A 20126-nucleotide genomic window follows, 5' to 3' on the forward strand; every position below is an offset into this window, starting at 1 on the left:
CACCCGATCCGTGGCGCTGTGGGAATCTTGTTCTGTGCGGGCGAATTCGGGGGTTTTCGGCGGACGGATCATCGGCATCGCGGTGGTGCTCGCGGTCTGCCTGCCGATCGTATTCTGGACCGGCACGCACTGGCCTCTGATCGCGGTGATTCTTCCGCTGGTGGGATGGCGGCCGCTCACCCGGGATCTGGCGTGGGCGACTCTGGTGCGTCCGCCACCTCGAGTGGTGATTCTGTTCGCGGGGATCTTCACCGTGCTGGGTGCGTCGGTGGGTACCGCGCTGGTTCTGATTCATGTGGAGGGCGAGCTACCGTGGCTGTGGGCCCTCGCGGAGTTCGCCGGTCTCCTCGGCGGGGCCATCACCTATCTGGCGGTGTGCCGGGTATGCGCCATAGCCTGGGTCCACAGGTATCTCCACGACTACCGGCCCCTGCACCCACCACACAGCGTCAACTGGCTGCCGTTCGGCAGTCCTGGCGGTCGGACGATGTTCTCCCCGAAACCGGGCCGGGATCGCGCCCGGCAACTCTTCGGCCTGCCATTACCGCCCGTCCGGGCGCCGCGGAGCAGGTCGATCTTCAACGCGGTCTACCACGATATCGCCGAATTCCATCTCCAGATCGCCGCCGAGTACATGGAATCCGATGGTCCGGGCGTATCGATCGAACAGATCGTGGAGGAAGCACTCCGCCATTGCCGCGAAGCGTCCGCATTACGCCGTCGCATCACCGAGCAGTCGGGATTCGCACACCATATCCGCTACCTGGCTCAGGCCCTGGCCTACGAGGCCGACTGCTCGACCTGGTCCCGGCGTTTCGACGAGGCGGCGGTCGTCGGCGATGAGGAAGTGGCGAAGCGCCGCCGCTATGTCGCGGCCCTGGCCGGAGGCGCCGACGATCCGGGACGGTTCCGGGAAGCGACGTGGGAACTCGCGGAAGCCCTCATGAAACAGGCCGACCGGCTACGACATCTGGAACGGAACACGGAGGCCGACGCGCTCGGCTCGGAAGCGGAGGACCTGATTCCGTGAGCCTGCACCGCCGGGCCGTCGGCAATGCCGCGGGAGTCTTCGGCTTCGCGCCCTGAGCCCGCCGGCCCCGCCGTGCGACCGGTGACACGATCGACGAAGGGACCCTCCGCGGCTGCGGAGAGTCCCTTATCGCTGTCGAGCCGGAACTCAGGCGGTTTCGGTGATCGGCCGGTCCACCCAGCTCATCAGGTCGCGCAGCTTCTTACCGGTGACCTCGATCGGGTGCTCGGCGTTCTGCTTGCGCAGGCCCTCGAGCTCCTTGTTGCCACCCTCGACATTGGCGACCAGGCGCTTGACGAAGGTGCCGTCCTGGATGTCCTTGAGGATGTCCTGCATCCGCTTCTTGGTGTCGGCGTCGATAACCCGCGGGCCCGACAGGTAGCCGCCGAATTCGGCGGTATCGGAGACCGAGTAGTTCATGCGGGCGATCCCGCCCTCGTACATCAGGTCGACGATGAGCTTCAGCTCGTGCAGCACCTCGAAGTAGGCCATCTCGGGGGCGTAGCCGGCCTCGACCATGACCTCGAAACCGGTCTTGACCAGTTCCTCGGTGCCGCCGCACAGCACGGCCTGCTCACCGAAGAGGTCGGTTTCGGTCTCTTCCTTGAAGGTGGTCTTGATGACGCCGGCGCGGGTGCCGCCGATGCCCTTGGCGTAGGACAGCGCCAGGGCCTGGCCCTCGCCCTTGGGGTCCTGCTCGATGGCAATCAGGGCGGGCACGCCCTTGCCGTCGACGAACTGGCGGCGCACCAGGTGGCCGGGGCCCTTGGGGGCGACCATGCCGATGGTGATCTCGGCGGCCGGCTTGATCAGGCCGAAGTGGATGTTGAGGCCGTGGCCGAAGAACAGCGCGTCGCCGTCCTTCAGGTTGGGCTCGATGTCATTGGTGAAGATCGACGCCTGCGCGGTGTCGGGGGCCAGCAGCATGATGACGTCGGCCCACTCCGAAACCTCGGCGGGGGTGCCGACGGTCAGACCGGCTTCTTCGGCCTTGGCCCGCGACTTGGAGCCTTCCTTGAGGCCGATGCGGACCTCGACGCCCGAATCGCGCAGGCTCAGCGAATGCGCGTGACCCTGGCTGCCGTAGCCGATCACCGCGACCTTGCGGCCCTGGATGATCGACAGGTCGGCATCGTCGTCGTAGAACATCTCGACTGCCACTTGGTGGTATCCCTTCTGACTTATTCGAACCCGCGAAACGCGGGAAACGGTAAACGAGGCATATGAGGCGGCCGGGCGCGGGGTGCGCCCGGCCACGGGTTAGCGGGTGGCGGTGATGGACTTGGGTCCACGGCCGACGGCCACCACCCCGGACTGCACGATCTCCCGGATCCCGTACGGCTCGAGCATGCGCAGCAGCGCGTCGAGCTTGGAACGGGTGCCGGTCGCCTCGACGGTGAGGGCGTCGGGCGACACATCGATGACCTTGGCGCGGAACAGGTTCACCGATTCGATGACCTGGGTGCGCACACTGGCATCGGCCCGGACCTTCACCAGGATCAGTTCGCGGGCGACCGAGGTCTCCGGATCCTGCTCCACGATCTTGATCACGTTCACCAGCTTGTTGAGCTGTTTGGTGACCTGTTCCAGCGGCAGATCGTCCACGGTGACCACGATGGTCATCCGGGAGATCTCCTTGACCTCGGTGGCGCCGACGGCCAGGGATTCGATATTGAATCCGCGCCGCGAGAACAGGCTGGCCACCCGGGCGAGCACGCCGGGTTTGTCCTCGACCAGAACACTGAGGGTGTGGGTGGTGCTCATGACGGGTTCCCCTCGGTCTCGGTCTCGGCCTGCTCGCGGTTCATGGCCTCGTGGATGACGGCCGGCTCGGCGGCCTGCTCGTCCTCGTCGAACAGCGGGCGGATCCCGCGCGCGGCCATGATCTCGTCGTTACTGGTGCCGGCGGCGACCATCGGCCACACCTGGGCGTCCTTGCCGACGATGAAATCGATCACCACGGGGCGGTCGTCGATCGACTGCGCCTCGCGGATCGCGGCCTCGACATCCTCTTCCTTCTCCACCCGGATACCGTGGCAGCCCAGCGCCTCGGCGAGCTTCACGAAATCCGGGATGCGCAGGCCGTGGGTCTTGAGGTCGGTATTGGAGTAGCGCTGGTCGTAGAACAGGGTCTGCCACTGGCGGACCATGCCCAGGTTGCCGTTGTTGATCAGCGCGACCTTGATCGGCACACCCTCCACCGCGCAGGTGGCGAGTTCCTGATTGGTCATCTGGAAGCAGCCGTCACCGTCGACCGCCCACACCTCGCGGTCGGGGGCGCCCATCTTGGCGCCCATGGCGGCGGGCACCGCGTACCCCATGGTCCCGGCGCCACCGGAGTTCAGCCAGGTCCGGGGCTTCTCGTATTTGATGAACTGGGCGGCCCACATCTGATGCTGGCCGACGCCCGCGCAATAGATCGCATCGGGTCCGGCCAGGCGGCCCAGCGTCTCGATGACGTACTCCGGCGAGAGCGCGCCGTCGGAGGGCGCGGTCCAGCCCAGCGGGTAGGACTCGCGGATCCCGTCGAGGTAGGCGCGCCAGGCGGTCAGGTCGAGTTCGAAACCGGCCGGGTCGGCGCGCAGGGTTTCGATCAGCTCGGTGAGCACCTCACGGCAATCGCCGACGATGGGCACATCGGCGTGCCGGTTCTTCCCGATCTCGGCGGGGTCGATATCGGCGTGGATGACCTTGGCGGCGGGCGCGAAGGAGTCCAGCTGCCCGGTGACCCGGTCGTCGAAGCGGGCGCCGAGGGTGACCAGCAGATCGGATTTCTGCAGCGCGGCCACCGCGGCCACGGTGCCGTGCATTCCCGGCATCCCCATATTGAGTTCGTGGCTGTCGGGGAACGCGCCGCGCGCCATCAGGGTGGTGACCACCGGGATACCGGTGAGTTCGGCGAGCTCCAGCAGTTCGGCCGACGCCTCGGACTTGATCACGCCGCCACCCACGTAGAGCACGGGCTGCCTGGATTCGGCGATCAACCGCGCGGCCTCGCGGACCTGCTTACCGTGCGGTTTGGTGACCGGACGGTAGCCGGGCAGCCGCATTTCCGGCGGCCAGCTGAAGGTGGTCTGCTCCTGCAGCACGTCCTTGGGGATATCCACCAGCACCACCCCGGGGCGGCCGCTGGAGGCCAGGTAGAAGGCCTCGGCGAGGATCCGCGGGATGTCCAGGCCCTCTTTGATGAGGAAGTTGTGCTTGGTGATGGGCATGGTGATGCCGGAGATATCGGCTTCCTGGAAGGCGTCGGTGCCGATGAGGCTGCGGCCGACCTGACCGGTGATCGCGACCATCGGCACCGAGTCCATCTGGGCGTCCGCGATGGGGGTCACCAGGTTGGTGGCGCCGGGGCCGGAGGTGGCCATACAGACGCCCACCTTGCCGGTGGCCTGGGCGTATCCGGTGGCCGCGTGACCCGCGCCCTGCTCGTGACGGACGAGGACGTGGCGGACCTTGGTGGAGTCGAAGAGCGGGTCGTAAACAGGAAGGACGGCGCCGCCGGGAATGCCGAATACGGTGTCGACGCCGAGCTCCTCGAGGGAGCGGACGACGGACTGCGCGCCGGTGACCCGCTCGGGCGGGAGCTGGCGGCGGTTCGCCTGGGTGGTCGGTGCGCCGGCCGGGGCCGGCGGGTTCGAAGGCGCGGGCCTGCGGGCCGAGGGCCCGGGCCGAGTAGTTGGTGCGCTCACCGTCTTGGTTCCTTACTGCTTGTCGTTCACTGGTCCCGACATAAAAAAGCCCCCGACAGCCGGCGGCTGTTCGAGGGTGGCGCGTCGCAGTGCGAGCTGACGTATTCGTCTCCGGATCGTCGGGCTCAGCGCTGGACGCGCCGGCCGATTACGAGCAACTCGTTTCGATTCACGCGCATGACGGTATGTGTGCGTGTGGTGCAGAGTCAAACAGCTGACCGCTGACTTCCCATTATGTGAGAAGGTAGCGGGTGCTCACGCCCGTCCACCATGATGCGAGGATGGTGGTGTGTCATCACCGCATCAGTCCGTGCCACCACCTGAATCGTCCCACAACCCCGCGGCCGCGGAGGTAACGGGTGGCGATACGGCGCCGCCGGGACCGACCCGTGTGATCCGCATGACACGGCTGTCGTTCCTGGGCGTGTTCATCCTGGCGATGTGCGTGTTCTTCCCGATCGTCGGCTGGCCCGCCGGCCTGTTCTGGCTGGCACTCATCCCCCTCGCCGTCCTCGTCTACATCCTGCGGACCCAGACCACGGTGTCGCCGGGCGGCCTGGATCTGCGGTCGACGTTCTCCTCGCGGCATATCGACTGGGAGCGCTTGAAGGGCGTCAGCATCCCCAAGCGCGGGTATGTGCGGGCCCATCTCGACGACGACAGCGAGGTACCGCTGCCGGCGGTAAGCTACGACCGGCTGCGCGATCTGGTCGACGCGTCGGGCGGGCGAATCCCCGACCCCTTCGCGATCCCCGACCCGGAGACGACCTCCGATTCCGCCGCGGCCGACGACACCGCGCCCGGCGACGAGTCCGGCGCGGCCCCCGCGAAAGGCGACTCCGCCGCCGCGGACACCGGCCGCACCACGGCCGATACCGACCCCGAGTCGACTTCCGAACGGGAGTAGCCTGGAGAATCGCCGATCGCCCGGAACCGCGGTCACCTGCCGCCGGGTGGTACGGCGCCGTCGCAACTTTCAGCCCCCGCGACCAGACCGAGGACATCCATGCCACCGCTTCGTTCCCGCACGACCACCATCGGCCGCAATGCCGCCGGCGCCCGCGCCCTGTGGCGGGCCACCGGTATGACCGACTCCGATTTCGGTAAGCCGATCGTCGCGATCGCCAACTCCTACACCCAGTTCGTGCCCGGGCACGTCCATCTCAAGGATGTCGGGGAGATCGTGGCCGAGGCGGTCCGGGAGGCGGGCGGCGTACCGCGCGAATTCCACACCATCGCCGTCGACGACGGAATCGCCATGGGACACGGCGGCATGCTCTACTCGCTGCCCAGCCGCGAGATCATCGCCGATTCGGTGGAGTACATGGCCAACGCGCACACCGCCGACGCGCTGGTGTGCATCTCCAACTGCGACAAGATCACCCCGGGCATGCTGAACGCGGCCATGCGGCTGAACATCCCCGCGGTGTTCGTCTCCGGCGGTCCGATGGAGGCCGGTAAGGCGGTGGTCGTGGGCGGCGTCGCCCAGGCGCCCACCGACCTGATCACCGCCATCTCCGCGAGCGCGAATGCCGCGGTCACCGACGACGGGCTCTCCGAGGTCGAACGCAGCGCGTGCCCGACCTGCGGTTCCTGCTCGGGCATGTTCACCGCCAATTCGATGAACTGCCTCACCGAGGCGCTGGGCCTGGCCCTGCCCGGTAACGGCTCGACGCTGGCCACCCATGCGGCCCGCCGGGCGCTGTTCGAGCGGGCGGGCCGGGTGATCGTCGATATCGCGACCCGCTGGTACCGCGACGACGACGCTTCGGTGCTGCCGCGGAACGTGGCGAACGAGAAGGCGTTCCGCAACGCGATGGCCCTGGACGTGGCGATGGGTGGTTCCACCAACACCGTGCTGCATACGCTGGCCGCCGCGCAGGAGGGCGAGGTCGATTTCGACCTGCACACCATCGAGGAGATCAGCCGCAAGGTGCCCACCCTCTCGAAGGTGTCGCCGAACTCCGACTATCACATGGAGGACGTGCATCGGGCCGGCGGAATCCCCGCCATCCTCGGTGAGCTGCGCCGCGCCGGACTGCTGGAAACCGAGGTGAGCACGGTCCACACGCGCGACTTCGACGAGTGGCTGGACACCTGGGACATCCGCTCCGGCAAGGCGTCGGAGGAAGCCCTCGAACTGTTCCACGCCGCGCCGGGCGGGGTGCGCACCACCGAGGCGTTCTCCACCGAGAACCGCTGGTCGTCGCTGGACACCGACGCCGCCGGCGGCTGCATCCGCGATCTCGAACACGCCTACACCGTCGAAGGCGGCCTGGTGGTGCTGCGCGGCAACCTCGCCCTCGACGGCGCGGTCCTCAAAACCGCCGGTATCGACGAGGAACTGTTCTCCTTCCAGGGCCCGGCCGTGGTCGTGGAATCCCAGGAGGAGGCCGTCTCGGTGATCCTGGGCAAGCAGATCAAGCCCGGTGATGTGCTCGTGGTGCGCTACGAGGGACCCGCGGGTGGTCCCGGTATGCAGGAGATGCTGCATCCGACCGCGTTCCTCAAGGGCGCGGGCCTGGGCAAACAGTGCGCTCTCATCACCGACGGCCGGTTCTCCGGCGGCACCTCCGGTCTGTCCATCGGGCACATCTCGCCCGAAGCCGCCAGCGGCGGTGTGATCGGCCTGGTGGAGAACGGCGACCAGGTCCGCATCGATGTCGCCACCCGCACCCTCGAGGTGCTGGTCGACGATGCGGTGCTGGCCGAGCGGCGGGCCAAGATGGAGGCCCGGGAACGGCCGTGGCAGCCGGTGAACCGGGAACGGACGGTCACCACCGCGTTGCGCGCCTACGCCGCCATGGCGACCTCGGCCGACAAGGGCGCCGTCCGGCACGTGCCCTGATCCACCGCGGCTCCCCGCACAGACGACGGCGTCCCACTCGATTCGAGTGGGACGCCGTCGTATGAGACCGCACGGCAGAGTCGGCCGCAGAATCCGACTGCGTTCTTCTAGTCGAACGGGCCGATTCCGGTCAATGGGTTGCCGTCCTGCAGGTACCAGTAGGTGAAGATCGCGGCGGCTACCGCGAGTACGAAGACCACCCAGGACCCGGCACCCGGCCGGGTCGCCCAGCTGCGGCCGCGGTCGAGTGACCAGCGGCCCGGTCCGGTGAAGATGAGGGCGGTCGCGGCGCCGACGAGGATACTGTCCATCTCGACCGCGCCCGGGCCCTCCTTGTACTGGAAACCCGGGTACATACCCTGTTTCCACATCCAGGCGTCCAGGATCACCGCGAGCACCGCACCGGCGGCCAGCGGTGTGGCCAGACCGAGGATCAGCAGCGCGCCGCCGCCCACCTCGCCCGCGGTGACCAGTGCCGCGGCCACCGACGGATGTTTCCAGCCGCCGCTCTCCATCATGGCCTTGGTGCCGTCCAGGCCGGGTCCGTGGAACCAGCCGGTCAGCTTCTGCAGACCGTGGTAGAGGAAGGTGGCGCCGACGACCAGCCGGAGGATGAACAGCCCGAAATCGAGGGTGCCGCGGCGGGCGTCGCCGTTGCGGCGGCGCAGGCCACCGGTGGGCTGGGTTCCGGCGGGCGGGATGCTGGCGTAGGTGTAGGTGCTGTCGTGACTGCCGGGGTTATCGGTTCCGGGGACCTCACCCGGGGTGTCTCCGGTGGCGGTCGAGGCATTCACGGGCAACTCCTTGGTCATGGCCACTTTCGGGAACTGGCCGGTCGGGGAGTCATAGGGACTCCCGACCCCGCCCGCGGTGGTCGATACCGCGCGCTGCTCTCCGGTAGACAGATTCCCGGGCCCCGCGGCCTCGGAGGACGCGGACCCGTTTCTCGCCTTGGCACTCACCCCTCAACCCTAAGCCGACCGGGTGCCGTCCACCCCGCTGAAACGGCGGCGTGTCCGCGCCATACCCGCTGCCCGGCGCTGTCGCATCCCTCCCGGCCGGTCGCCGCGCGCCCCGGCGGCGGGCGGTGGCCGCCGCACAGAAAACCCGCCGGTCGTGGCGGCGCCCCCGGCCCGGGTAGGGGCGTCGAGGCGCGGCCGGGGAGATTTCCACTACGTTGGGAGGCTATGAGGTCGGTTGGCGCGCGGCGCGTGACGGTGGGGCTGGTACTCGGGGCGTTGTTACTGGGCGGCTGCGCCCGATTCGACGATTCGGCGTCCAGTCCGTTCACGCCGGAACCGACGCTGGACGGCGCGCAACTCGAGCCCAAGAAACCCCAGCAGAACGAGAGTTCCACCACCCGGCCCAGCGGCCCGTGTATCGATCCTGACCCGGCCGTGGTGGTGAGCTGCCTGGACACCACCGGCGGGCTGGTGGAGATGGGTGGATACGCGCTGGTCGCGGAGCGCCGGACCGGACGCATTCTGCAGGTGGCGCCGGAGCAGCAGCCGGTCGAGATCGCCCGGGTCGATGTGGATCCGGCCGGGGACGGCGGCCTCAGCGATATCGCGATCTCCCCCACCTACCCCGAGGACGGCCTGATCTACGCCTACGTCACCACCGGTAGCGACAACCGGGTGGTGCGTATCGCCGAAGGCGGTCCTCCGAAACCGGTCCTGACCGGAATCCCCAAGGGCGCCAACGGTAATCGCGGCGCCATCGAATGGACCTCGGCGGATCAGATGCTGGTCCTCACCGGCGATGCCGGCGACCCGGCGAGCGCGACCGACCCGGGCAGCCTCTCCGGCAAACTCCTGCGCGTGAAGAACCCGACGACCAACGGCAACGCCCCCACCGAGGTCGCCGTCTCCGGTATCGGCTCGGCCGGGGATATCTGCCTGGGCGGCGACCAGATCTGGATCACCGACCGCACCCCCGCCCTGGACCGGCTGCAGCGGATCGGCCCCGACGGCGCCGTCACCACCGCCTGGACCTGGCCGGATCGCCCGGGGGTCGCCGGGTGCGCGGTCACGCCGGAAGGTATCGCGATCTCGTTGACCGACGCGAAGGCGCTGGCGATGGCGACCCCGGACCCGGCCACCTTCGCGGTCACCGCGCCGCCGAGCGTTTTCGTCGCCAACAAATACGGCCGCCTGCTGGGCGCCGCGCCGGCCATGGACGGCACGATCTGGGTATCGACGGCGAACAAGTCGGAGGGCGGTCAGCCCACTCCCAACGACGATCGAGTGGTGCGGATCCCGCCGCCTTCGGCCGGCGGTGGCGGGCCGGACTAGCGACACTCCCGCCCGGGGTCCTATCCCGGTGGGCGAGCCCGGCCGGAGCCGGGCTCGCCCTTTTTGTCATTCGCCGACAGCATCCCGGAACGCCGCCACCAACCGCTTTCAGCTTCAATGTGCCGTCATCTAGCGGCTCATTATCGAGGCGAAGCATTTCGGCGCGGCGCACCCGACATGCTTCTCCCTGCGCAAGAGGGCTTAACCTGCTGTGCGCCAATGATTCCCACGCTCGGGAACACAGATTTTGACGACTTCTTGACGGCCGTTTTAATGTACCGCTATCCAACGGCGCATTATCGAACGGAACCAACGCGTCACACCATCAGGACTCCGTCACGCCGCAGGGGCGGTGTCGCATCGGAAGGTCGCCAATGTCCACCATCAGTACAAGCCCAACACCCGAAACCGAAAGCCCCGGACAAGATTCCGGTCCACCCACAACCGAGACCGGCACCGCGGCCGCCCCCACCGGCCTGAAGCGGCTGATCGACACCTCCCGTCTGGGCAATACCGGCACCATCCTCGGAGTGGTGGCGCTGGCGATCGTCCTGATCGCGCTCGGATTCCTTTCTCCCGGTGAGCTTCCCGGAGAAGGCGGCCATATCGGCTTCTTCAGCCTGCTGCCGGCACTGGTCACCCTGGTCGTGGTTTTCGCCACCAAGAACGTGGTGGCCGCACTGTTCCTGGGCGTCATCACCGGTGGTGTCGTCAGCGCCGAGTACAACGTCGTCGACGGTTTCATGCTCCCGGCACTGGGCACCGTCTCATTCGCGACGATCCTGATCGTCTACCTGTGGGCGCTGGGCGGGTTGATCGGCCTGTGGACCCGCACCGGCGGCGCCCAGGCATTCGCCGAACTCGCCGGTCGCACGCTGGTACGCGGACCGGTCAGCGCCCGGGTCTTCGGATGGCTGGTGGGCGTGCTGTTCCATCAGGGCGGCACGATCTCGACGATTCTCGCCGGCACCACCGTGCGGCCGCTCACCGATAAGCACAAGGTGTCGAAGGAAGAACTGACCTACATCGTCGACTCCACCGCGTCCCCGGTCGCGACGGTGCTGCCGTTCAATGCCTGGCCGCTGTACGTCGCCGGGCTGGTCGTGGGCACCACGCCGCTGTTCGTCAACGAGGACGACGGGGTCGCGTTCTTCATCAGCTCGATCCCGTTCAACTTCTACGCCATCTTCGCGCTGCTGGCGACACTGCTGTTCGCCTGGGGAAAACTGCCCTGGGTCGGCAGTGCGATGCGCAAGGCGATGCACCGGGCGCGCACCACGGGACAGCTGAACGCGCCGACCGCGAAGCCGATCACCTCCGACGAGCTGGTCACCCTGAAGCTGCCGCAGGACTACAAGCCCGGCGTGATCGATTTCGCCCTGCCCATGGGCGTCCTGCTGGCGGTGGTGATCGGCTCCTACATCCTGACCGGTGACGTGCTGATCGCGCAGGGCTTCGGACTGGCCGTGATCGTCGCGATCGTGCTGGCGCTCGTCAAGGGACTCTCGCTCAACGAGGCCATCGACGGTTTCGTCGACGGCTGCAAGGGCGTGACCGTCGGTGCGCTGGTCCTGGCCCTGGCGGTGACACTGGGATTCGTGTCCAAGGAACTGGGCACCGCGAACTACATCGTCGAGACCACCTCGGACCTCGTGGTGGACCCGCTGCTGCCCGCGATCCTCATGGCCATCTGCATGGCGGTGGCGTTCTCGATCGGATCGTCGTGGGGCACCTTCGCGGTCGTCTTCCCGATCGCGATGCCGCTGGCCTACGCCATCGACCCCAGCCCGACCTTCATGCACCTGTGCTTCGGGGCCGTGGTCGGCGGCGCGGTGTTCGGCGATCAGTGCTCCCCGATCTCCGATACGACGATCATGTCCGCTCTCGCCTGCGGCGGCGATGTCATGGACCACGTGAAAACCCAGTTGCCCCTGGCACTGGGCGCGGCCGGTCTGGCCGCCGTGACGTCCACGGGTATCGCGTTCGCCGTGCTGTAGGACGAGTTAACCGCGGAGGACTCCGCACCGGCCGCCCGCCGATGTCGAACAGACGCCGCGGGCGGCCGGATCCGTTCTCGGCCGAGTCCGTGCCGGGCCCCGGTGGCCGAATCGGGGTGGTCGGCCCGGACTGGACGACCACCCCGGTGGGATACCCGGGACCTGTATCAGGAGTGCGCCGCGACCACCGGTTGACGGAGGATGGTCCGGAGCTTGTCCGGGGCGACCCTGCGGGCGTCGCTGAGGTAGATCTCGTGGTGGCGGCCGGTCATTCGTAATCCGCTGCCGGGGATGAACTCCCGGTGCATCCGGTCCAGCACCGCGGCCTCGTCGTCGTAGGAACCGATATGCAGGGTCTGGGCGCAGCGGCCCTCGGACAGGGTCTCCAGGCGAACGTCGTGCAGGCGGGCCGGGGCGCCTTTGCCCGTGACCCCGGCCACCGCGGCGGCGAACATCTCTCCGTCGGTCCAGTCCGGGACCATGATCATCAGCGTCCAGTCCCAGCGGGATTTGTCGCGGGCGGCGGTGAAGGCGTCCATATCGTCGGCCCACCACAGCCCCTCGAGGGGCATGACCACGTAGTCGCGTCCGAGTTCGCGCTTACTGGCGAATTTGAGCCGGTAGGCCAAGGGGTAGAGCGCCGCGGTCGCCTCGGCGAAGGCCGGATCGGTATTGGGGTCGCCGTGTCCGTCGATCATGAGGTAGCGCAGGTCGGGCACGTCGAGGACCTCGAACCGGCCCGAGCGCGCCCGGTAGGCCGCGATCTCCTTCTTGAAATCGGCCTTGCCGGGCGCGGCGTCGCCGGTCACGCTCCGCAGGCGGCGAGGACGAGTTCGCGGACGCGGGCGGCATCGGCCTGGCCGCGGGTGGCCTTCATGACATCGCCCACGATCTTGCCGGCGGCCTGCACCTTGCCCGACCGGATCTTGTCGGCGATATCGGGGTTGGCGGCCAGCGCCTTGTCGACCTCGGACTGCAGCGCGCTGTCGTCGCTGACCATGCCCAGGCCCTTGCTCTCGACGACGGCGGCCGGGTCGCCCGCCCCGTCCAGCACCAGATCCACGACCTGTTTGGCGACCTTGTTGTTCACCGTTTTGGCCTCGACCAGGCCGATCACCTCGGCGACCTGGGCCGGGGTGATGGGCAGTTCCTCGAGGGTGACGCCGCGTTCGTTGGCCTTCTCCGTCAGATAGGCCACCCACCACGAGCGCGCTTCCTTGGCGGGCGCCCCGGCGTCGACGGTCGCGATGATGAGATCCAGCGCGCCCGCGTTCACCAGATCGCGCATGACCTCGTCGGACACCCCCCACTCCGCCTGGATGCGCCCGCGGCGCAGCCACGGGTACTCCGGAATGGTGCCGCGCAGGCTGTCGACCCACTCCGTATCCGGCGCGACCGGCTCCAGATCGGGTTCGGGGAAGTAGCGGTAGTCCTCGGCGGTCTCCTTGCGGCGGCCCGGGGAGGTGGAACCGTCGGCCTCGTGGAAATGCCGGGTCTCCTGGATGATCTCGCCGCCGGTCGCGAGAATCGCGGCCTGCCGGCGCATCTCGTACCGGACCGCGACCTCGACGCTCTTGAGCGAGTTGACATTCTTGGTCTCGGTGCGGGTGCCGAACACCTCGGCGCCGACCGGCATCAGCGAGACGTTGGCATCGCAGCGCAGCGAACCGTGCTCCATCCGGACATCGGAGACATCCAGGGATTTCAGCAGATCACGCAGGGCGGTGACATAGGCGCGCGCCACCTCGGGCGCCCGGTCGCCCGCGCCGGTGATGGGTTTGGTGACGATCTCGATGAGCGGCACCCCGGCGCGGTTGTAGTCGAGCAGGGAGTGGCTGGCGCCGTGGATACGGCCGGTGGCGCCACCGACGTGCACGGACTTACCGGTGTCCTCCTCCATATGGGCGCGTTCGATCTGCACCCGGAAGGTGGTGCCGTCGTCGAGCGGGACGTCGAGGTAGCCCTCGGTAGCGATCGGCTCGTCGTACTGGCTGATCTGATAGTTCTTCGGCTGATCCGGGTAGAAGTAGTTCTTCCGCGCGAACCGGCCCCACGGGGTGATGGAACAGTTGAGCGCCAGCCCGATCCGCACCGCCGACTCCACCGCCTTCCGGTTCACCACCGGCAGCGATCCGGGCAGGCCGAGGCACACCGGGCAGACCTGGGTATTGGGCTCGGCGCCGAAGGTGGTGGGGCAACCGCAGAACATCTTGGTCGCGGTGTTCAGCTCGACATGGACCTCCATGCCCAGCACCGGCTCGTACCGGGTCACGACATCGGCGTAATCCATGAGTTCGACGGTGGGTGCGCTCATGGCCCACAGTCTATGCGCGCGCGTACCGCCGGTCGGTGGGCGGTCAGCCCGCCGGAACCCGCTCGCCCAGCCAGCCGGTGACGGTATCGAGGACCAGCGGGTCGACGGTGGTCTCGATGGATTCGTACTCGGTGGGCAGGCCGGTGTAGGCGGGCTGCATCAGATGGTTGAGCCCCTCGAAGACCGAGACGGTGGCGTCCGGGTGCGCGGTCAGCGCCTGCCGCATCGGCGCCTCGTTCTGCGCGGGGGTGACCTGGACATCGCGGGAACCGAAGAAGGCGAGGACCGGCACTCGCAGCGCGGTGAGCGCGGGCGTCGGATCGTGGGCGACCAGCGCCGCCATATACGGGGTGTTCTCGCTGTTCAACGGTTCGGCGATCGCGCGCAGATCCGACGGCAGGGTCCGGTTGTAGGTTTCCGAGAGCCGGGCCGCCCGGGTGAGCGCACCGGCGCGCAGCGCCGCCGTCCAGTCGAGCAGGAACGCCCGGTGCGCGTCCACCTGATCCGGGGTGGCGCCGGCCTCGGTGAACGCGCGACGCCCTTGCTCGAGGACGATATCGGTACCGGGGACGGCCGGGGCGGCCATGAGGATCACGAACGCGACCCCGGCCTCGGGGCGCGCGGCGACCACCGGCGCCAGATACCCGCCCTCGCTGTGCCCGAGCAGGCCGATGCGGTCCGGGTCGATATCGGGCCGGCTCCGCAGGTAGTCCATCCCGGCCACGACATCGCCGGCCAGGTCGGCGTAGCCGGACTGGTTCAGGTTGCCGCCGGTCGCGCCCACACCGCGATCGTCGGTGCGCAGGACGGCGTACCCGGCCCGGGTCAGCGCATCGGCGAGCACCAGGAACGGCCGGTGCCCGGCGATCTCCTCGTCACGGTCCTGCGGGCCGCTCCCGGAGATGAGTACGACCGCGGGGAACGGCCCCTCCCCGGCCGGGCGGGTGACGGTGCCCGCCACGGTGACCGGGCCGCTCGGATACGAAATATCCTCGGCTACATAGGGATACGGAGGAACCGGTTGCTGCGGGCGGGTCGGCGGCGGAACCGGTTCCCGATTCAGGGTGAGCCCGAAGGTCCGTCCGGCCTGACTGAAATCGCCCACGATCGCGCCGGCGGATTCGTCGAGCCTGCCGTCGAACCTGGCATCGCCGGGCACATCGGGAACGTCGAAGCGCACCTCCCCCGGTTCGGCCACCACATCACGCAGCGGATGGCGGCCGGTGCGCTGCGCGGGGATATCGATCACGCCGCTGCGAGGTCCGGTGAAATCGACCGCGACCACCACCGGCGCGCCGGGTACCGCGACGGCGCCGTGCCACTGTCCGCGCACCCGCTCGTCCGCGTCACCGGTGCAGGCGGCCACCGCGACGACGCCGACGAGCAGAGGTACGAGAACCGATACGACCGCAACCAGCAACGCTCCCCTGCGATGGCGCATGCTGCGACTGTAGCCCCCGGCCCGCCCGTGACCGCGGCGCAGCGCCGCAGTACAACGGCGGAATCCGGATCCGGTGGCCGGATCCGGATGCGGCGCACCGGGCCCGGCGGCGTGCGCGGCTCAGCCGAAGAAGGCCTCGGCCTCCTCGTAGCGGTCCACCGGAACCCGTTTGAGCTGTTTGGTGGCCTCGTGCAACGGCACCAGCCCGATCTCGGTGCCGCGCAGCGCCACCATCTGCCCGAAATGCCCGGCGTGCACCGCCTCGGCGGCGTGCAGGCCGAATCGGGTCGCCAGGACCCGGTCGTAGGGCGACGGGCTGCCGCCGCGCTGGACGTGGCCGAGCACGGTGGTGCGGACCTCTTTACCTATCCGGCGCTCGATCTCCGACCCCAGCTGCTGGGCGACACCGGTGAACCGTTCGTGGCCGAATTCGTCCACCCCGCCCTCGCGCAGCGCGAAACCGGAATCGGGCGCGGGATGGGCGCCTTCGGCGACCACGCAGATGAAATGTTTATCGCCGCGCTGGAAGCGGCGTTTGATCAGCGCGCACACCTCGGTGACATCGAAGGGCTGTTCCGGGACCAGCGTGAGATGCGCGCCCGCGGCCATCCCGGCGTGGACCGCGATCCAGCCGGCATGCCGGCCCATGACCTCGATGAGCATGACGCGCTGATGGGATTCCGCGGTGGTGTGCAGCCGGTCGATGGCCTCGGTCGCGATGGACAGGGCGGTGTCGTGACCGAAGGTGACGTCGGTGCAGTCGATATCGTTGTCGATGGTCTTGGGCACCCCGACCACGGGCACGCCCTCCTCGGACAGCCAGCTGGCGGCGGTCAGCGTCCCCTCGCCGCCGATCGGGATGAGCGCTTCGATCCCGTTGTCGTCGAGGGTCCGGCGGATCTGCCCGAGCCCGGCGCGCAGGACATCGGGGTTGGTACGGGCCGTACCCAGCATGGTGCCGCCCTTGGCGAGCAGCCGGTCGGTGCGGTCGTCGTTGTGGATCCTGATCTTGCGATCCTCGAGTAACCCGCGCCAGCCGTCCTCGAAACCCACGATCGCGTCACCGTACCGGCCGTTCGCGGTGCGAACGACGGCGCGGATCACCGCGTTCAGTCCCGGGCAGTCCCCACCTCCGGTCAGGATTCCGATGCGCATGGCGCCCATCTTGCCCGTTGCGGGCGCTTCTCGCCGCTTCGGGCCCGTGAATGTCCGGTAACGCCGGGAAACTCCGTGGCCGGACCGTGTCAGAGCGGGCAGGAACCGCCGGTGAATTCACCGAGATGCTGCTGGATCAGTTCGGACATCTCGTCGAGCAGCGTCATACCGTCGGCGAAGGTGCCCGAATCCGGTTGCGCGGCAAGGGCGATGGCCAGCACACCGCCGCCGGCCGGAACCAGCCCGAACTGGCGCACCAGATAGGAGCCGTCGGTATCCGGACCCCAGCCGCCCTTGAATTCGGCGGTACCGAACACCGAACCCAGACCCCACTGCTGATCGGCCGTCACCGATCCCATCAGCTCCACGGCCCGCTCCGAACCGGGCAGGCAGGGCAGCCGGGAACCGAAGCGCACCTGATCGGCCAGCGACCACTCGGACTGACCGAAGGACGAGTATTCCGACCGGTTGCGCTTCTCCTGGACGACCGTGGTGTCGTCACCGCCCTCGCGCAGCACCTCCTGCACGGCCTGGGCGGCCTCCCGTGGCGTGCCCAGGGCCGACCACAGGGCGTCGGCCGAGGAGTTGTCCGAGGAGGTGATGGCCGCCGAGGTCGCGTAGTTCTGCTCACCGGGGTTCTTGCGCTCCGAGGCCACGACCAGCGGCACCTTCATCGTCGACCACGCCGGGCCGGTGGTCCACTCCCCCAGCCCGACCAGGTTCTCACCGCCGACCGGCATGATCGCCAGCCCCAGGACGCCCTTCGCGGACTTCTCCATCTCGACGAAATCGGCGGCCAGGGTGCCGGGAATGGTGACCAGCACTTCGGGCGTATCGGCCGCCGCCGCCTGGGTCACCGAGGTGGAGACCGGGCGGCGCGGTTCGGTGTCGGACCCGCACCCGGCGAGCAGGACGGTCGCGGTGAGGGCGCAGACGAGGGCGAGTAGGCGCCGAACCTGTGAGAGTTCCCGTTTCTTCTCGGTCGACACGTCGCTCCGCATGGCTGTTGTGCTCTCCCACAGTCCCGATGATTCGTACCCGGTCGGCAAACCGTACTCCATCGGCGACCCTAGCCTCGTCCGGATCGGCCCGCGAAAGATGGACCGCCGCGACCGGATCCGGATCCGGGTACCACTCAGTACAGGTAGATGACCGCGTTGTTGCCGCCCCGGCAGGTGACCAGCCCGTCCTGTGCCACACACTCCAGCGTGTAGGACTGTCCGGTCACGGGGCTGGTGGCCTCCACCGGGACCGATTCACCTTCGGCCGAGACCACCGTGGGATCCAGGTACGCCTGACGCACCGCCTCGGCGAATTCGCAGCTGGTGACCGAGCTACCGGTGGCGGCCGAACCGTAGCGGGAGCCACCGCCGGAAGCGGATCCCGAACAGGGTTGCGCCCCGGCGGGCAGATCGGCCGGCGTGGTGGTGCTGGTCGCCGGGGCCGAGGTGGTGGTGCGGCCGCGAGTGGTGGTCTCGCTCGCGGTCGTGCTGCGGGCAGCGGCGGAGGTGGTGGCGGCGGCGCCCGCGCCGTCCGCGGCGCTCGGTTCGGAGTCGCCGGAGCCGAGGAAGCGGATACCGAGTACGGCCACGATCACCACGGCCGCGAACACGATGATGCCGGTCAGGATCGGCACGACCGGCGAACGGGTGGGCTCGCGGGAGGACTCGGGCGGCCGGGCGGCATTCGCGGCGTAGCTGTCCCGGTATCCGGCCTCGTAGGCCGCGGCGTAGGGATCGGGCTGCGGGGCGGGTGCGGGGTCGTCGGCGCGGTAGCCGAACAGGCCGCCGGGGCCGGGGTCCGCCGGGCCGAGCGGGGAATGGTGGCCGGGGTCGTCGCCGCGGTACCCGAACACCTCGGTGGCGCCGGGATCGGCCGGGGCGTCGTAACCGGACCAGGCCTGCGGGTCCCGGTAGGGTTCGGCCGCCCGGTAGGCGCGGGTGGTGTCCTCGGCGTAGGGATCCGGGGCCGCGGGGGCGTAGGGGTCCGGGGCCGCGGGCGTACCCGCGGACGGCAGCATCCGGGTGGTCTCCTCGGCCGCGGGCGGGTGGTGCGCGGCCTCGCCGTAGATGCGGGTCGCCTGGTCGGGCGGGTAGAAGTCGGCGACCGGCATACCGCCGGTGGCGGGAGCCCGGTCGGTGTGCTGGTCCGGATCCGCGGCCGGATGCAGCTGTTCGTTCTGGAACAGATGGGCGTCGGGGAACGGGCGGATACCCGGGGACTGCGCGGCTTCGGCGGGCGGTTCGTCCTGGGTGAGTGGGGTGAACTCGGAGTCCGCCGGACGGATCGACGTGGGGTCGCCCGGGATGATCGCGGGCAGGGTGGTGGTCGGGTCCGGTGCGCCGTCGTCGTCGCGGCGCGGCATCCGGACCACCAGGGTCGGGATCCCGCCGGTGGGCGGTGACGACGGCTCCGGGACCTCGGGGGTCGCGGCGGGTTCGCCGACGGGACCGCCGTGACCGTACTGCGGCGGCCGGGCCGGGGTGTTCAGCGCGGACCGGGCCGCGACCGCGAGATCACCCGCCGTGGCGAATCGCTCGTGGGGATCCTTGGCCATACCGCAGGCGATCACATCGTCGAGCCCGGCCGGCAGTCCGGTTCGCTGGACACTCGCCCGCGGCGGGGGGTCGGCCAGATGCGAGCGGATCAGCACGCCCATGCTCGTGGCCGGGAACGGGGTGGCGCCGGTCAGGCATTCGTGGAGTACGCAGGTCAGCGCGTAGATATCGGCGCGGGGCGTGATCGCGCCGTGGTCGAAACGCTCCGGCGCCATATAGGTGTAGGAGCCGATCGCCACACCGGCCTGGGTCACCGCGGTGTCACCCTCGTGATGGGCGATGCCGAAATCGGCGAGATAGGCGAAATCGGCGGGGGTGACCAGGATGTTCGCGGGTTTCACATCGCGGTGGACCAGGCCGTTCTCATGGGCGGCGTCCAGCGCGGCCGCGATCTGCTCGAGCACCGCGACCGCGCGCTGCGGGCTCAGCGGCCCCTCCGCCTGCAGGATCGCGCGCAGATCGGTTCCGGCGACCAGCCGCATATCGATGAACAGCCGGCCACCGATCACGCCCCAGTCGTGGATGGGAATGATGTGCGGTTCGGCCAGCCGGGCCGCGGCCTGCGATTCGCGGCGGAACCGGATCTGGTACTCGGGGTCCCCGGCGAGTTCGTCGGCCAGCAGTTTCAGGGCGACCACCCGGTCCTTGACGGTGTCGTAGGCCTCGTAGACCTCGCCCATACCGCCTTTGCCCAGCAGTGAGCGCAGCTCGTAGGGACCGAACCGTCTACCGACCTCGGAGCCAGGCGCCTGCACCCGTCCATCCTCTCCATTCGCGGGCGCCGTCTGCCCCGGGCA

Annotated in this window: 15 protein-coding genes; 5 read left to right on the forward strand and 10 right to left on the reverse strand. The window is 69.0% G+C overall.

The features are described 5' to 3' along the window. Positions 1-10: 10 nt before the first annotated feature. Positions 11-1030, forward strand: a complete 1020-nt coding sequence (locus ACZ6SF_RS25275; protein ID WP_466065070.1) for a hypothetical protein — start codon at positions 11-13, stop codon at positions 1028-1030. A gap of 147 nt (positions 1031-1177) precedes the next feature. Here the strand turns inward: ACZ6SF_RS25275 and ilvC are convergent, their stop codons facing one another. The 3 genes from ilvC to ACZ6SF_RS25290 form a co-directional block, all read right to left on the reverse strand. After that, on the reverse strand, positions 1178-2179 hold the full coding sequence (gene ilvC / locus ACZ6SF_RS25280; RefSeq protein WP_195055121.1) for a ketol-acid reductoisomerase: 1002 nt from the start codon (positions 2177-2179) through the stop codon (positions 1178-1180). Positions 2180-2290: 111 nt separating this feature from the next. Then, positions 2291-2794, reverse strand: a complete 504-nt coding sequence (ilvN, locus tag ACZ6SF_RS25285; protein WP_030521893.1) for an acetolactate synthase small subunit — start codon at positions 2792-2794, stop codon at positions 2291-2293. Beyond that, positions 2791-4722 carry an acetolactate synthase large subunit gene (locus tag ACZ6SF_RS25290; RefSeq protein WP_466065072.1) on the reverse strand — a complete coding sequence of 644 codons (1932 nt, stop codon included), beginning with the start codon at positions 4720-4722 and terminating at the stop codon, positions 2791-2793. The genes ilvN and ACZ6SF_RS25290 overlap by 4 nt, the downstream gene beginning before the upstream one ends. 400 nt (positions 4723-5122) lie before the next feature. On the opposite strand from ACZ6SF_RS25290, the gene ACZ6SF_RS25295 reads away from it, so the two are divergent. Both ACZ6SF_RS25295 and ilvD read left to right on the forward strand, forming a co-directional pair. Continuing rightward, positions 5123-5629, forward strand: a complete 507-nt coding sequence (locus ACZ6SF_RS25295) for a PH domain-containing protein (protein WP_466065073.1) — start codon at positions 5123-5125, stop codon at positions 5627-5629. A gap of 99 nt (positions 5630-5728) precedes the next feature. Further along, entirely contained in the window at positions 5729-7570 is a 1842-nt protein-coding gene (gene ilvD, locus ACZ6SF_RS25300) for a dihydroxy-acid dehydratase (RefSeq protein ID WP_466065074.1), read from the forward strand. Between the two features lie 107 nt (positions 7571-7677). Here ilvD and ACZ6SF_RS25305 read toward each other — a convergent pair whose 3' ends face one another. Then, entirely contained in the window at positions 7678-8364 is a 687-nt protein-coding gene (locus tag ACZ6SF_RS25305) for a DoxX family protein (RefSeq protein ID WP_466065076.1), read from the reverse strand. Between the two features lie 393 nt (positions 8365-8757). Here ACZ6SF_RS25305 and ACZ6SF_RS25310 point away from each other — a divergent pair, with 393 nt between their 5' ends. Further along, the gene (locus ACZ6SF_RS25310; RefSeq protein ID WP_466065078.1) at positions 8758-9864 is read left to right on the forward strand and encodes a PQQ-dependent sugar dehydrogenase; all 1107 of its coding nucleotides are present in this window, start codon (positions 8758-8760) and stop codon (positions 9862-9864) included. A 374-nt stretch (positions 9865-10238) separates the two neighbouring features. After that, entirely contained in the window at positions 10239-11861 is a 1623-nt protein-coding gene (locus ACZ6SF_RS25315) for a Na+/H+ antiporter NhaC family protein (protein WP_466065079.1), read from the forward strand. A gap of 167 nt (positions 11862-12028) precedes the next feature. Here the strand turns inward: ACZ6SF_RS25315 and ACZ6SF_RS25320 are convergent, their stop codons facing one another. The 6 genes from ACZ6SF_RS25320 to ACZ6SF_RS25345 all read right to left on the reverse strand — a co-directional run bounded on the left by ACZ6SF_RS25320 (position 12029) and on the right by ACZ6SF_RS25345 (position 20084). Then, positions 12029-12670 carry a GyrI-like domain-containing protein gene (locus ACZ6SF_RS25320; protein ID WP_466065080.1) on the reverse strand — a complete coding sequence of 214 codons (642 nt, stop codon included), beginning with the start codon at positions 12668-12670 and terminating at the stop codon, positions 12029-12031. After that, positions 12667-14175 (reverse strand): Asp-tRNA(Asn)/Glu-tRNA(Gln) amidotransferase subunit GatB, encoded by a 1509-nt coding sequence (gatB, locus tag ACZ6SF_RS25325; protein ID WP_466065082.1) that lies wholly within the window; start codon positions 14173-14175, stop codon positions 12667-12669. The genes ACZ6SF_RS25320 and gatB overlap by 4 nt, the downstream gene beginning before the upstream one ends. Before the next feature lie 43 nt (positions 14176-14218). Further along, a complete protein-coding gene (locus ACZ6SF_RS25330; protein WP_466065084.1) occupies positions 14219-15616 on the reverse strand; it encodes an alpha/beta hydrolase family protein in 1398 nt (465 codons plus the stop codon). A gap of 120 nt (positions 15617-15736) precedes the next feature. Next, positions 15737-16771 carry an ATP-dependent 6-phosphofructokinase gene (locus tag ACZ6SF_RS25335; protein WP_466065086.1) on the reverse strand — a complete coding sequence of 345 codons (1035 nt, stop codon included), beginning with the start codon at positions 16769-16771 and terminating at the stop codon, positions 15737-15739. A gap of 89 nt (positions 16772-16860) precedes the next feature. Continuing rightward, positions 16861-17760, reverse strand: a complete 900-nt coding sequence (locus tag ACZ6SF_RS25340) for a serine hydrolase (RefSeq protein WP_466065087.1) — start codon at positions 17758-17760, stop codon at positions 16861-16863. A 146-nt stretch (positions 17761-17906) separates the two neighbouring features. Beyond that, positions 17907-20084: a serine/threonine-protein kinase gene (locus ACZ6SF_RS25345; protein WP_466065089.1), complete on the reverse strand. Its 2178-nt coding sequence runs from the start codon at positions 20082-20084 to the stop codon at positions 17907-17909. Positions 20085-20126: the final 42 nt, after the last annotated feature.

The organism is Nocardia sp. NPDC049935 (genome assembly GCF_055586645.1).

Excerpts from the sequence above, each read along its gene's own strand:
- ACZ6SF_RS25335 (WP_466065086.1), bottom strand. The coding sequence starts at position 16,771 with ATGCGCATCGGAATCCTGACCGGAGGTGGGGACTGCCCGGGACTGAAC.
- ACZ6SF_RS25330 (WP_466065084.1), bottom strand. The coding sequence starts at position 15,616 with ATGCGCCATCGCAGGGGAGCGTTGCTGGTTGCGGTCGTATCGGTTCTC.
- gatB (WP_466065082.1), bottom strand. The coding sequence starts at position 14,175 with ATGAGCGCACCCACCGTCGAACTCATGGATTACGCCGATGTCGTGACC.
- ACZ6SF_RS25315 (WP_466065079.1), top strand. The coding sequence starts at position 10,239 with ATGTCCACCATCAGTACAAGCCCAACACCCGAAACCGAAAGCCCCGGA.
- ilvN (WP_030521893.1), bottom strand. The coding sequence starts at position 2,794 with ATGAGCACCACCCACACCCTCAGTGTTCTGGTCGAGGACAAACCCGGC.
- ACZ6SF_RS25295 (WP_466065073.1), top strand. The coding sequence starts at position 5,123 with ATGACACGGCTGTCGTTCCTGGGCGTGTTCATCCTGGCGATGTGCGTG.
- ilvD (WP_466065074.1), top strand. The coding sequence starts at position 5,729 with ATGCCACCGCTTCGTTCCCGCACGACCACCATCGGCCGCAATGCCGCC.
- ACZ6SF_RS25310 (WP_466065078.1), top strand. The coding sequence starts at position 8,758 with ATGAGGTCGGTTGGCGCGCGGCGCGTGACGGTGGGGCTGGTACTCGGG.
- ilvC (WP_195055121.1), bottom strand. The coding sequence starts at position 2,179 with ATGTTCTACGACGACGATGCCGACCTGTCGATCATCCAGGGCCGCAAG.